At 62.0% G+C, this 13,042-nt stretch carries 11 protein-coding genes; 2 read left to right on the plus strand and 9 right to left on the minus strand.

Annotation, left to right across the window (positions count from 1 at the left end):
* Nucleotides 1-14: 14 nt before the first annotated feature.
* Complete coding sequence (locus tag HB778_RS09155; protein ID WP_183463205.1) at nt 15-1,841, minus strand: MORN repeat-containing protein; 1,827 nt, start codon at nt 1,839-1,841, stop codon at nt 15-17.
* A 149-nt stretch (nt 1,842-1,990) separates the two neighbouring features.
* Entirely contained in the window at nt 1,991-3,085 is a 1,095-nt protein-coding gene (locus HB778_RS09160; RefSeq protein WP_183463207.1) for a trypsin-like serine peptidase, read from the minus strand.
* 400 nt (nt 3,086-3,485) lie between these two features.
* Here HB778_RS09160 and HB778_RS09165 point away from each other — a divergent pair, with 400 nt between their 5' ends.
* Both HB778_RS09165 and HB778_RS09170 read left to right on the plus strand, forming a co-directional pair.
* Nucleotides 3,486-4,583, plus strand: coding sequence for a S1 family serine peptidase (locus HB778_RS09165; protein WP_183463209.1), 1,098 nt, complete (start codon nt 3,486-3,488; stop codon nt 4,581-4,583).
* Nucleotides 4,584-4,609: 26 nt separating this feature from the next.
* The gene (locus HB778_RS09170; protein WP_244661877.1) at nt 4,610-5,116 is read left to right on the plus strand and encodes a GNAT family N-acetyltransferase; all 507 of its coding nucleotides are present in this window, start codon (nt 4,610-4,612) and stop codon (nt 5,114-5,116) included.
* A 114-nt stretch (nt 5,117-5,230) separates the two neighbouring features.
* On the opposite strand, the gene mgrA is transcribed toward HB778_RS09170, so the two are convergent.
* The 7 genes from mgrA to HB778_RS09205 all read right to left on the minus strand — a co-directional run bounded on the left by mgrA (nt 5,231) and on the right by HB778_RS09205 (nt 12,751).
* A complete protein-coding gene (mgrA, locus tag HB778_RS09175; protein WP_183463211.1) occupies nt 5,231-6,277 on the minus strand; it encodes an L-glyceraldehyde 3-phosphate reductase in 1,047 nt (348 codons plus the stop codon).
* A gap of 132 nt (nt 6,278-6,409) precedes the next feature.
* Nucleotides 6,410-7,552 (minus strand): Gfo/Idh/MocA family protein, encoded by a 1,143-nt coding sequence (locus HB778_RS09180; protein WP_183463213.1) that lies wholly within the window; start codon nt 7,550-7,552, stop codon nt 6,410-6,412.
* 11 nt (nt 7,553-7,563) lie between these two features.
* Nucleotides 7,564-8,310 (minus strand): sugar phosphate isomerase/epimerase family protein, encoded by a 747-nt coding sequence (locus HB778_RS09185; protein ID WP_183463215.1) that lies wholly within the window; start codon nt 8,308-8,310, stop codon nt 7,564-7,566.
* 74 nt (nt 8,311-8,384) lie between these two features.
* Complete coding sequence (locus HB778_RS09190) at nt 8,385-9,485, minus strand: ABC transporter ATP-binding protein (RefSeq protein WP_183463217.1); 1,101 nt, start codon at nt 9,483-9,485, stop codon at nt 8,385-8,387.
* Complete coding sequence (locus tag HB778_RS09195; protein WP_210308071.1) at nt 9,485-10,420, minus strand: carbohydrate ABC transporter permease; 936 nt, start codon at nt 10,418-10,420, stop codon at nt 9,485-9,487. Before HB778_RS09195 ends, HB778_RS09190 begins: the two co-directional genes overlap by 1 nt.
* On the minus strand, nt 10,417-11,313 hold the full coding sequence (locus HB778_RS09200) for a carbohydrate ABC transporter permease (protein ID WP_096450314.1): 897 nt from the start codon (nt 11,311-11,313) through the stop codon (nt 10,417-10,419). Before HB778_RS09200 ends, HB778_RS09195 begins: the two co-directional genes overlap by 4 nt.
* A gap of 181 nt (nt 11,314-11,494) precedes the next feature.
* Complete coding sequence (locus HB778_RS09205; protein ID WP_183463219.1) at nt 11,495-12,751, minus strand: ABC transporter substrate-binding protein; 1,257 nt, start codon at nt 12,749-12,751, stop codon at nt 11,495-11,497.
* Nucleotides 12,752-13,042 lie beyond the last annotated feature (291 nt).

Genomic DNA, 13,042 nt, shown 5'->3' on the forward strand with positions numbered 1-13,042 from the left:
AATATCGACATACCTTAGCCGCAGCCGGCCATCTGGCGAGGCAGATAGCACGCCGCTGGCTCGGTCTTGGTCTCGAACAGCGACTGCTTCGGCCGGAAATAGAAGAAGGTCACCGGCTTGCTCTCGCGCACGCTGCCGTCGGCAAAATGCGCGGCGATGCTGAAACTGTGGATCGACGACATCGCCGACCACATTTTCAGCCGCGCCGTGTAGGCGCTGACATTCTTGTTGCCGCGCACCGGCATGGCGATCGTGTAGTCGTGCTTGCCGATCGGGAATTCGATGTTCTGGTAGCGCATCGCTTCCGGGCTGCCACCGCCGCCATCGCCGCATTCGGCCATCGATTCAGGGGTCTCGAAGACCGCCATCGTCATCTGGGCGCGGAAGGGCTCGCTCTGCTGGTAGACATTGCCCTGATCGTCGGCCCAGGAATAGTCCAACTTGCCGATCGCATTCAGCGTCATCGCCTGATTGAAATTGCCGAGATAGTCGCCAACCTCGCCGAACTTGATCTTGTTGGTGAGCTGGCTGCGGCAGACATTGAGACTGTCGACCGAGGGACAGGGAAACCGCCCCGTTTCCAGGCTCGCCGTATCGACGCCGGCCTCGTCGAGCACGCTCTTGATCGACACGTCGACGCCGTCGCCGAAACCGCCTATATCCTTGGTGAACATGCGGCTTGGCTGGCCGGTCGGATTGCCCTCCTCGTTGACCGTGGTGAACTGGATAGACATCTTCATGTCCTTGGCGTCGCCCCAGCCATTGTTGACGATCGAGAAGTCCGGCCGGAAGCCGATGCAGCCGAAATGTTCCGAGATCGACAGCATCGGCTTGCGGTAGGCATCGCTTGCCGCGACCTTCATTTCCAGACTGTCGAGCTTGACCCTGGACTCGTCCGTCGTCTTCAGGTCGACCTCGGCAAAGGCCGGCGTATCCTCCCAATCCGGACCGTCATAGACATTGGTGGTGTTGACCGTTCCGGTGCCGTTCCAGGCGTCATTGTAAAGATTATCCGCGGGATAGATCGCGATGTCCTCGTCGCGCACCAGATGCTGGTATTGTGTCTGGGCCTGCTGCGTCATGCGCTGGTCGACGATGATGCCGATCTCGACCTTGTCGGCATCGCCACCGCCGGCCTGAGCTTTGAGCAGGCCACCGACCTTGGCATCGGCCAGAACGTCCGGGCGCGAACCGCCGACTTCCTTGCCCATCACCCATTGCGATTCATAGACCGTACCGCCGGCAAGCCGGGTCTGGCCTTTGCCGTTCTTCAGCCCGTCGACAAAAGAGCCGGCAAAGATCTCGCCTGTCTTCGACAACAAACGGCCCTCGCCATTTGGGATGCTGTCAACGAATTGGCCTTCATAGCGGTTGCCGTCAGCATCGATATGAATGCCTTTTCCGTCGAGTTCTCCCGAAAGCCAATGGCCGTCGAAAACCTCGCCCGAGCGCAGTTCGAGCCGGCCTTGCCCATCGGGCCGGCCGTTCCTGACATCGCCGAAATAGCTGGAATAGACGGTCTTCGGGTCATAGCTCGCTGAGCCACGCACCCGCCACACCAGCCTGCCCTTGCCGTTGATGGTACCATCCTCGGCGATCGTCTTATCGGGCGACTGGCCCGCCGCCGGCTCCCAGACGAAGTCGAGGTTCTTCTCGGGATGGAAATCCCAGACGCGGACGGTCCTGCGCAGCACGGAGCGTGTGTCGGCCTGGTAGAGGATCTGCACGCGCTCCGCCCAGGCGCCGCCGACAGGGGCGGGATCGGCGAAAGCCGCCGAAAGCATCAGCGTGGCCAGCATCGATACGGCCGCGACCCCGAACACTGCCCTTGCCCGCGCCATCCCTTGAGCCCCTTGGATGCCTCGCCCCCTTGGCTAGCCAAGCGTAGTCGGGGTGCCTGCCTGGTGCAAGAGAAGCCGTGCGGAAGGATCGGCACGAAAAAAGGCGGCGGGATTGCTCCGCCGCCTTTTTGTAACCGCGCGTACGCGTTTTATTTGTACAGGCTGTTGATCCACTGGACGTTGGCGGCGTTCAGGCGCACGGCGGTGTTCGCTTCGGGGCTTTCCGCCACGTTGACGCCGGTGATGATGCGCTGCTTGGACTTGGTGTCATAGGCATAGACCGAGCTGCCGCTCGACCCCGGGAACGTATCGCAGTCGTACTGGAAATATTCCGGAGCGATGTTCTCGGCATGCACTTCGCAGCTTGCCTTCCACATCGTGCCCATCGGCTTGTCGCCGGGATAGCCGACGAGGTTGGCGGTGAAGTCGCCGAGATCGTCATAGTTGGCGTAGCCCAGCCAGCCGAGATTGGTGCCGACATCCTGCTTCAGTGTGATGATGCCGAGGTCCCACGGGATCACCGAACCGTAATAGCCCTGGTAGTTGTCGATGAAGCCCTGCAGCACATAGGCGCTCTCATAGGTGAAGGCGCCGAACGGTGCGTCGTCGGCGGTGCTGCCGTTGAGGCCCGGCACGAACAGGTATTCGGAGAGCCAGTCCTTGTCCTCGTGACTGTAGAGGCAGTGCGCCGCGGTAAGCACGGTGCGCGGGCCGATCAGCGTCGCCGAACAGCTGCCATAGCTGCCCGTCTTTGCCGATTTGGCTTCGAGATAGCCGATTGCCGAGAACGGATAGGTCTTGGTGTTCTTGACCTGCTCGCGATCGTCGGGGCCGAAAACCTGGCGGCCGGCTTCGCCTTCGCCAAGCCCGGGGTCTTCGGTCTTGCGCGGGCCACCTTCAGCTCCATTGGCCGGCGCGTTCAGTTCCTTGATGATGAGCTCGCGCAGAGCTTCGCTCGGCTCGATCTTGATCTCCTTGCCATCGGCGGACCGTCCGACGATGCCATAGGATTTGACAGCCGTCTTCTCGTCGGTAAGCGGCGCGGCGCGGCTGTCTTCATCGGTAAGTTTCGGTGTCGTGATCGGTTTTGCCCGACCGGCCTTGAAGTCGCCTGAAGTAACGTCCCGCATGCTTTCGCCATTACCGGCACTGGCGGAACCAGGGTCGGCGGCGAAGACCGGGACCGTCCACATTGCGGTGGAAAGCAATGCAGACGCAATGAGTGCGTTTGTCAGTTTTGTCATGGTGAGACTCTCCCAAAAGTCAGCAAGGACTGGATCAAAATACAGAAATATTGTCGAGATCGTGGTGGTACCGAAAAAAATGGTTAAGGCAATCGGCGCACGTACCGGATCGTTGTTTGCCACGGTCAATCTAAGCCCCCGCCAAAAGACCCTATCGCGACATACTGCCTAAAATAATCCTAGATTGGCAATGACAAATCGCTTCCACGTAGCCCGTGGGGGGCTATAGGATTTTGTGCGGGTTCTGCTCGCGGGCACGGTTAGCAAAAGTGGGATTCGGTTTTGTGACCGATCGCGCGCCGTTTCGATACGGCACGCGTGCGGATCGCCGAACTGGCAGCACCTCGTTGCACAATGCCCGGCGTCGATCCGCGCGGGAGAATTGTCTCAGGAGGTTCAGGTGCACATCACAAATCGGTTCGGGCCAATCGTTGCCGCATCGCTGCTTGGCATTGCCGCTGCCGTTACTTCAATCAACACCGGCCGGGCGGATGAAAACACCGCAAGGCCCGAAGCGGCGGTCTCGCCGATGCAGCGGGTGACCGAGGCCAGGGCCAAGGCAGCGGCGGAGAACCCCGACGGCGCCGACCGGGTCTATGGCGGCAACCAGGCCGAAAAGGGCGCCTATCCTTTCCAGGTCGCGCTGCTCACCACCGCCAGGCTGGACGAGAACCCGGCCTCGCAGGCCAATGCGCAATTCTGCGGCGGCAGCCTGATCGCGCCGCAATGGGTGCTGACGGCGGCGCACTGCCTCAACGACAAGGGCAAGCCGATCTCGCCTGATGCGGTCACCGTGCTGACCGGCGCCACCGACCTCAGCGAAGGCAAGCGCCACAAGGTGCTGCAGGTCATCGTCAACGAGGGCTACAGCGAACAGACGCTCGACAACGACCTTGGCCTGCTCCGGCTTGCCGAGCCGGCCGATGCGCCGACCATCAAGCTCACCCATGACGCGACCCCCGACACCGGCAAGACCACCGTCACCGGCTGGGGCAAGATGCAGGACGGGACATTCCCGACGACGCTGATGGTCGCCGACCTCGATCTGCAGCCGAACAGCGCCTGCAACAGCGGCATCAAGGCCATCTATGCGCATGATCTGAAGGCAGCGCTTGGCGATCTGTCTCACCGCATGCGCTATTCGGAAAAGGGCATCGATGCCGCCGCCAACGCGATTGCCGCCGACATGACCGACCCGCTGACCGGCAACATGATCTGCGCCGGCACCACCAGCGGCGTGCGTGATGCCTGCAATGGCGACAGCGGCGGTCCGCTGTTCATCACAGGCGCCGGCGGCCCGGTCCAGGTCGGCGTCGTCAGCTGGGGCGAAGGCCCGGCCGACGGCAGTGCGGCCTGCGGCCACAAGGACGCCTATGGCATCTACACGCGGCTGGCCAATTACGGCGGCTGGATCGAGGCGAAGATGAAGACCCCTGCTCCGGCGCCGGAAAAGCCGAAAGCCGGGCTTGGCACCGCCCAGAAGCCCAAAACGCCCTGACGCCGGCGCGCTCCCGGGAAAAGCGCGTGTCTGCCACCTTCACCGTCAGGCGCGCCACACCGCAGGACGAAGCCGGGGTAAGCGAGTTGCTGCTCGCTTCCTACCCCGGCTTGATGCGCACGGCGTACGATCAGGCCATCCTCGAAGGCGCGCTGCCTCTGATGACACGCGCAAACCCGGCACTGCTTTCTTCCGGCACCTTCTATCTCGCGGTAAATGGCCATGACCTTGCCGTCGGCTGTGGCGGTTGGTCCCGGGAACTGCCTGGAAGCTCCGAGGTGACGCCCGGCCTCGCGCATATCAGGCATTTCGCCACACATCCCGAGTGGCTGCGTCGGGGGATCGGACGCGAATTGTACCGACGTTGCGCGGAAGATGGCCGGTCGTCCAGCGTGCGTCGTTTCGAATGCCAGGCCAGCCTCAACGCGGAGGGGTTCTATGCCGCTTTGGGTTTTAGAACGGTGAGGCGGATCGAACTGCGCATTGGCCCTGGGCCGATGTTGCCCTCCATCCTCATGGAACGGGCCATCTGAGGAAATCAACGGCTGGCCACGACCCGCCAGTGGGTACGCTCCACTCCCCAGCGCCATTTGGCAACAAACGGCGAGAGAGACCCCCGCCGTTTGTTGCCGGCTTGTCGGACAACCCTATTTCCTCGGCGGGCCTTTGCGCTCGGCGGAGGCCGCCCACAGATTGATGTCGGATTCGCGCGCGTAGCTGTCGATCTCGGCCAATTCGGCATCGCTGAAGTCGAGCACCCTCAGTGCACCGACGCAGTCCTCGACCTGCTCGGGCCGGCTGGCGCCGATCAGCGCCGACGTCACCTTGCCCTTGCGCAGCACCCAGGCCAGCGCCATCTGCGCCAGCGTCTGGCCACGCTTGCCGGCAATGGCGTTGAGCGCCTTGATGTTGGCGATGGTGCGGTCGTTGATGAAGGCCGACTTCAGAGACTTGCCCTGCGAGGCGCGGCTGCCTTCAGGGATGCCGCCGAGATATTTGTCGGTCAGCATGCCTTGCGCCAGAGGCGAAAACACGATCGAGCCGACGCCGAGCCCTTCCAGCGTGTCAAGCAGGCCGTCTTCCTCGACCCAGCGGTTCAGCATCGAATAGCTCGGCTGGTGGATGACGCAGGGCGTGCCGAGCTGCTTCAATATATCGGCGGCTTCGCGGGTGCGCTGCGAATTGTAGGACGAGATGCCGGCATAGAGCGCCTTGCCCGAGCGCACCGCATGGTCGAGCGCGCCCATGGTTTCTTCCAGCGGCGTGTCGGGATCGAAGCGGTGCGAGTAGAAGATGTCGACATAGTCGAGCCCCATCCGCTTCAGGCTTTGGTCGAGGCTTGCCAGCATGTATTTGCGCCCGCCCCATTCGCCATAGGGTCCCGCCCACATCTCGTAGCCAGCCTTGGTCGATATGATCAGCTCATCGCGATAGGCAGAAAAATCGGTGCGCAGGATTTCGCCGAAAGCGGTCTCGGCCGAGCCGGGCGGCGGTCCGTAATTGTTGGCGAGGTCGAAATGGGTGATGCCGAGATCGAACGCCTTGCGGGTGATCGCCTGCTTGGTCTTGTGCGGCGTGTCATTGCCGAAATTGTGCCACAGCCCGAGCGAGATCGCCGGCAGCTTGAGGCCGGAGCGCCCGCAGCGATTGTAGATCATTTTCTCGTAGCGGTTTTCGGCGGCGATGTAGGGCATGGGAAATCCTTAGGGATGAGGCGGCGCGGGGATCGCCGGAAGGAACAATTGAATCGATGCTCGCCCTCTCCTTACCCCCACCCCGCCGAAACGGGGAGAGGGAGATTTGAAAATTATCGATAATCGCCAGGTCTACTTTTTCTTGGCCAGCAACTCCTTGGCTGCCTTGACGCCGAGTGCGGCCGGCCGCTCGCAAGTGGTCTGCATGGCGACGAATTTTCCCGTCTCGCCGGAACGCAGGATGCCGGTCATGACATCGACGGCATGCAGCGCCAGTTCCATCGAACAGCGGTGCGGCCGCCCCTCGACGATCGCCAGCGCCATGTCGGCGAGGCCTGATGTGCGGTAATTGGCCATCATGCCTTGGCCGTGCATCTCATTGGGCACGCCAAGCGGATGCTTCCATTTCGGCAGTTTCTTGACCGGCTTGCCCTCTTCGGTGAAGCGCACGTCGCCGCCGAAGAAATTCGGATCCGGCACGAACACCGTGCCCGCCTCGCCATAGAGTTCCATCGGCGCGTGGCCGTGAGCCCAGACATCCCAGCTGGTGTTGAGCGTCACCACGGCGCCGTTCTCGAACTCGAGCAACCCATGGATAGTGGTCGGCGTGTTGACCGGGATTTTTTCGCCCGCGCGCGGTTTCGATGAAATCGTCCGCTCCTTGGCAGGGGTTGTCGCGAAAGCCGCCACCTGCTTCACCGGCCCGATCAGCTGGATGAGATTGGTGATGTAGTACGGCCCGATATCGAGCACCGGTCCGGCGCCCGGCTGGAAGAAGAAATCCGGATTGGGGTGCCAGTGCTCCATGCCGTGGCCCATGACATGGCAGGTGCCGCTGGTGATCTTGCCAAGCTTGCCCTCGTCGATCAGCTCACGCACCAGCTGGTGCGCGCCACCGAGGAAGGTGTCGGGCGCCGAGCCGATGCGCAGCCCCTGCTTCTCGGCCCGCGCCTTGAGGTCCTGGCCCTCCTTGAGCGACAGCACGAACGGCTTTTCCGAATAGACGTGCTTGCCGGCGTCGAGCACCCGTTTCGACACCTCGTAATGCACCGCCGGTATCGTCAGGTTGACGATAATGTCGATGTCATCAGCCTTGAGCAGGTCGTCGACAGTCTCGGCGCGCAGCTTGAACTCCTTCGCCCGCGCCCTGGCCGCGTCCATGTTGATGTCGGCGCAGGCGCGCATCTCGATGCCGCGAAACAGCGGCGCCAGTGAGAAATACGCCTTCGAGATGTTGCCGCAGCCGATGACGCCAATACCCAGTTTCTTTGCCATGATGATTGTTCCTAGTAAGCCTTGACGGATGCGAGCGAGCGGCGAGCGAAGCGCTCGATGTCGTTGGGGTTGTCCTGTTCCATGACAAAGTACTTTGCCGCGCTCTTGGCCCGCAACAGTTTGATCAGGCCCGCCCAGTCGATCGTGCCATGGCCGACATCCGACCAGCCATCCTCGTCCAGTCCTTCGCCCGGCCTGGCAATGTCCTTCACATGCACGGCGACGATGCGCTTGCCATGCTTTTCGATCCAGGGCAGCGGATCGGCGCCGCCACGCACCACCCAGGCAAGGTCCATCTCCCAGCCGATAGCGGGGGCGGCAGACAGGATGTGATCCTGCGGCACCGAACCGTCGGCGAGTGCCTTGAACTCGAAATCGTGGTTGTGCCAGGCAAAGCCGTAGCCGGCCTTCGAGGCCACCTCGCCGACCTTGGCCAGACGCTCACCGAACCCACGCCAGCCGGCGGCATCGGACGGCCTGTCCTCGGCCATCAGATAGGGACAGATCAAAAGCTTGATGCCGAGCGCTTCGGCTGTCCTGCGCACGCCGTCGAAATCCTTCTCCAGCGCATCGATGGAGAAATGCCCGGTCGGCATCGAAAGGCCGTTCTTGTCGAGTTCGGCGCGGAAGGCTTTGGGATTTTCATAGACACCGCCGAAGCCTTCGACTTGCGTGTAGCCGAGCTTGCCGAGTGTGGCGAGCACGCCTTCCCAGGGCTGGAAGTTGCGGGCGCTGTAAAGTTGGAATGACCAGTTCATCGTCTTTGTCCGTTCTGCTTGTGGGTGGGTCTCTTGGGGGATGGATCTCTTGGGGGATGGATCCTGGGGGAAAATTAAAGGCGGTTGCCGGTTTCGGCATCGAAAAGCGAGGCCCGCATCGGGTCGAAGCCGATGCTCACCGCATCCGCATTGCTTGGCGTGCGCTCCGATGTCACCCGGACGGTGAAGTTCTGTTTGCCGAGCTTCAGCCAGACCAGAGTGTCGGAGCCCATCGGTTCAACGACTTCGACATTTGCGTCAGCCGTAAACGGCCAGCCGGTGCCGCTGTTGAAGGCGACATGCTCGGGCCGCATGCCGAATACGGCCGGCCCCGGCACCGGTTCCTTCTCGAAGGCGTAGGTCGCAAGCGGAATGCGCACATCCTCGACGACGAAATACCAGTCGCCACTGTCCTTCTCCAGCCTGCCGTCGATGAAATTCATCGCCGGCGAACCAAGGAAGCCGGCGACGAAACGGTTGACCGGGCGGTTGTAGATGGTCTGCGGCGCGTCGAGCTGCTGGATCACACCGCCCTTCATCACCGCGATGCGGTCGGCGAGCGTCATCGCCTCGATCTGGTCGTGGGTGACATAGATCATGGTGTTCTGCAGTTTGCGGTGCAGCAGCTTGATCTCGACGCGCAGCTCCGAGCGCAATTTGGCATCGAGGTTGGACAGCGGTTCGTCGAACAGGAAGACGTCGACATCGCGCACCAGGGCCCGCCCGATCGCCACACGCTGGCGCTGGCCGCCGGAAAGCGCCGAGGGCTTGCGTTGCAGCAGCGGTTCGATTTGCAGGATCTCCGCGGCGCGCGCGATGCGTTTGGCGATTTCTTCCTTGGGCAGGCCCGCGACCCGCAGGCCGAAGGACAGGTTCTTCTCCACCGTCATTTGCGGATAGAGCGCATAGGACTGGAACACCATGCCGATGCCGCGATCCTTGGGCTCTTCCCAGGTGACGTTCTTGCCCTTGATGAAGATGCGGCCCTCGGAAACGTCGAGCAGGCCGGCAATGCAGTTGAGCAAGGTCGACTTGCCGCAGCCGGAGGGGCCCAAAAGCACGACGAATTCGCCTTCGGCGACATCGAGATTGAGCGTCTTCAGCACCGACACCGCGCCGAAATTCAGCGATAGGTCCTGGATCGATACGCTGGTACCGTTTTGCGCCATATCCATCAGCCTTTCACCGCGCCGGCGGCGATGCCGCGCACGAACCATCTTCCGGAGACGAAGTAGATGATCAAAGGTACCGCCGCCGTCAGAATGGTGGCCGCCATGTTGACATTGTATTCCCTCACGCCGGTCGTGGTGTTGACGATGTTGTTGAGCTGCACCGTCATCGGCCAGTTGGACCGGCCGGCGAACACGATGCCGAACAGGAAGTCGTTCCAGATGCCGGTGACTTGCAGGATGACGGCGACGACGGTGATCGGCACCGACATTGGCAGCATGATGGAGAAGAAGATGCGCCAGAACCCAGCACCGTCGACCCGCGCCGCCTTGAACAGCTCGACCGGCAGGGCTGCGTAGAAATTGCGGAACAGCAGCGTCAGGATGGGCATCCCGAAGATCGTGTGGACGATGATGATGCCGGGAAGGGTCGCAAACAGCCCGACCGAGCTCAGCCCGATGATCAGCGGATAGATGACGACCTGATAAGGCACGAAGGCGCCGAAGACGAGCAAGCCGAAGAGCAGATTGGCGCCCTTGTATGGCCAGAAGGTCAGCGCGTAACCGTTGATCGAAGCGCAGATGATCGAGATGATCACGCTCGGCACGGTGATCTTCAGCGAATTGTAGAAGCCGGGGCTCAGGCCGTTGCAGTCGCGGCCGGTGCAGGCATGGAGCCAGGCGTCGACCCAGGGCTGAAAGGTCGGCTCGGCTGGAAGGCTGAAAAGATGTCCCAGCCTGATCTCCGGCATCCCCTTCAGCGACGTGACGATCATGATGTAGACCGGGATGAGGAAGAAGAGAGCGGCAATGACCAGGAATACGTAGATCCCGATACGGCCAGGCGATACGCGCCGCGGTTTCGGCCCGAAGGGCGCCACGCCGGCCTGATCCGGCGCGTCCTGGACGGGTTGAATTGCGGTGATCTGGCCGGCGGTCATACGCGCGCCTCCTGCCGGCGATTTCGCCGCCACAGGACAAGTCCGCTGAAACCCAGCACGACCAGCACCGGCAGCAGCATCATCGTTGCCGCGGCCATGCCCTGGCCGACATTCTGACGGACGGTGATGAGCTGGATGACGTAGACCGCCGGCATCGATGTGGCGATGCCGGGGCCGCCGCCGGTCATGGCAATGACCAGATCATAGACGCGCACCACGCCGACACATTGCAGAACGAAGGCGGTGGCGAAGGCACCCTTCATCATCGGCGCGACGATCGACAGATGCGTGCGCCATGTCGGGATGCCGTCGACCCTCGCCGCTTTCCAGATTTCCTCGTCGACGCCGCGCAAGCCGGCGAGCAGGATCGCCATCGTCACGCCCGAACCCTGCCAGATGCCCGCCACGACCAGCGCGTAGATCGCAGTGTTGGCATCAACCAGGGGGGCGAAGCTGAAGCTCGACCAGCCCAGATTGCGCATCGCCGCCTGCAGGCCGAGATTGGGGTCGAGCACCCATTGCCACACGAGGCCGGTGACGATCAGCGACATGGCGAAGGGATAGAGGAAGATCGAGCGGAACAGGTCTTCCTGGCGGATACGCTGGTCCATGAAAACGGCGAGCAGATAGCCGAACACCATGTTGCAGCTGATGGACATCAGGCCGAAGAACCAGATGTTGTTGACCGAGACCAGCCAGCGACTATCGGCCCAAAGGCGCCTGTACTGCGCCAGGCCGACGAAATCGTAGGTTGGGAAGAGCTTCGAACTGGTGAAAGACCAGAGCACCGAGAAGCCGATACCGATCACGAACACGCCGACGGCAACGAGAATCATCGGTATCGTGCCGATGACGGCGGGCAGGTGAAATCTCTGCCTCCAACTCCTCTGCATCGTCCGTTTTTCTCCGCTTCTACCGACACGCTGGCCATCTGCCGGCGCGCAAGCCAGCCTTCCGAACCGCCACAGCTTCCGATCCGGCGATTGTCAGCCCGCCGACAAAGCCTTCTTGCTTGGCGAGCGAGTTAGGCCGAGGCGCCGCCGCAAGTGCGGCGCCTCGGATGCTGATCGGCTCCTAATCGGAATTGCCGATGATGGTGGAGAACTTCGCGGTGGCGTCGTCAGCCGTCATGGAGTCGTCGGCGAAGAATTGCGCGACGAGTTCATTGAGCTGCTGGTTGGTGTTCTCGGTGATGAACCGGTTCGTCGCGGTGACGATATTGGCCGGGTCTTCCACCGCTTTCAGCGACTTCTGCATGCACGGATCGGCGGTCGACATATCGACATCGCCACGCACCGGCATCGACCCCTTGGCGTTGTTGAAGGCGACCTGAACCTCCGGGCTGATGAGCAGCGCGGCAAGACGCTTCTGCGCCGCCTCGACATCCGGATTGTTCTGCTTGAAGAAGACGATGATGTCGCCGTCGGTGCTGACCACCGGCTTGGCCTCGTTCAGGCCGATCATGCAGCCGAAATCCTTGACGCCGGTCATGCCGGCGGCCGCGAATTCGCCGCGCGCCCAGTCGCCCATCACCTGAAGTCCGGCCTTGCCGGTGATCACCAGATTGGTGGTGTCGTTCCAGTTGCGGTTGGCGTAGCCATTGTCGGTGTACTGCTTCAGCGCCCTCAACTGCGTGAAGACGCCTTTCATCTCGGGGCCGCCGGCAATTTCGGCGCTTTTCTTGGTATACATCTCGTCGCGCTTGGCGACACCGAGAGCCTCGGTGACCATGTCCTGGAAGAGCAACTGGATCTGCCAGCCATTTCCGTCACCACCGATGGCAAAGGGAATGAGGCCTGCCTCCTTGATCTTCGGCGCGGCCGCGATGAAATCGGCCAGGCTCTTCGGCTCCGGCACGCCGGCTTTCTCGAACACCGGCTTGGAGTACCAGGCCCAATAGTTCGAGTGAATGTTGACCGGAACGCACCACCAGTGGCCGTCAACCAGGCAGGCGCTGCCGATCGCCTTCGGGCGAATGACATCGCCCCACTTGCCGGCGGTGGCGACGTCGGTGAGGTCGAGCAGCTTGCCGCCCGAAATCAGTTCCTCGTATTGCCGACCGGGATTGAACTGGGCCGCACCGGGCGGATCGCCACCAAGCACGCGCTGCATGACGGTCGAGCGGGCGGTTTCGCCGAGCGCAATCGCGCTGTCCACCCACTTGTCGCCATGGCCGTCATTGTCGAAGGCCTTTGCGAACTGCGAGACCGCAGCCGACTCGCCTTTCGACGTCCACCAGTGGATGACTTCCAGGTCCGCGGCCCTGGCCGGACCGGCAAACTGCAGCGCGGCCGATGCTGCCAGCGCAGCGGTCAAAATCCTGTATCGCATTTCGGTTCCTCCCAGAATCTGAAACGTTACAGATTTTGGATAAGGCAATTGCAGGGATGACGCAACCCTGGGCAAGCGGCTCGTTCGATATTTTTTCGAGCCGCGAATAAAATACATTGCCGATCATCTCGTTGTGCGCCGCAATATGAGCGATCGCAGCGCAAAACAAACTGTTCTACCACGGAAGTCGGCAAAAGGAGCGCTGGAGGGACGTTTCGCATTGTATTCTCAAGAGAAATCACGACCCCGTGTCCGCCTGCCATTCGCCGACCGGCAATCGAGATTGGCAAT

It is taken from the genome of Mesorhizobium huakuii, assembly GCF_014189455.1.
GTDB lineage: Bacteria > Pseudomonadota > Alphaproteobacteria > Rhizobiales > Rhizobiaceae > Mesorhizobium > Mesorhizobium huakuii_A.

Excerpts from the sequence above, each read along its gene's own strand:
- HB778_RS09200 (WP_096450314.1), bottom strand. The coding sequence starts at position 11,313 with ATGCAGAGGAGTTGGAGGCAGAGATTTCACCTGCCCGCCGTCATCGGC.
- mgrA (WP_183463211.1), bottom strand. The coding sequence starts at position 6,277 with ATGCCCTACATCGCCGCCGAAAACCGCTACGAGAAAATGATCTACAAT.
- HB778_RS09205 (WP_183463219.1), bottom strand. The coding sequence starts at position 12,751 with ATGCGATACAGGATTTTGACCGCTGCGCTGGCAGCATCGGCCGCGCTG.
- HB778_RS09190 (WP_183463217.1), bottom strand. The coding sequence starts at position 9,485 with ATGGATATGGCGCAAAACGGTACCAGCGTATCGATCCAGGACCTATCG.
- HB778_RS09160 (WP_183463207.1), bottom strand. The coding sequence starts at position 3,085 with ATGACAAAACTGACAAACGCACTCATTGCGTCTGCATTGCTTTCCACC.
- HB778_RS09195 (WP_210308071.1), bottom strand. The coding sequence starts at position 10,420 with ATGACCGCCGGCCAGATCACCGCAATTCAACCCGTCCAGGACGCGCCG.
- HB778_RS09155 (WP_183463205.1), bottom strand. The coding sequence starts at position 1,841 with ATGGCGCGGGCAAGGGCAGTGTTCGGGGTCGCGGCCGTATCGATGCTG.
- HB778_RS09185 (WP_183463215.1), bottom strand. The coding sequence starts at position 8,310 with ATGAACTGGTCATTCCAACTTTACAGCGCCCGCAACTTCCAGCCCTGG.
- HB778_RS09180 (WP_183463213.1), bottom strand. The coding sequence starts at position 7,552 with ATGGCAAAGAAACTGGGTATTGGCGTCATCGGCTGCGGCAACATCTCG.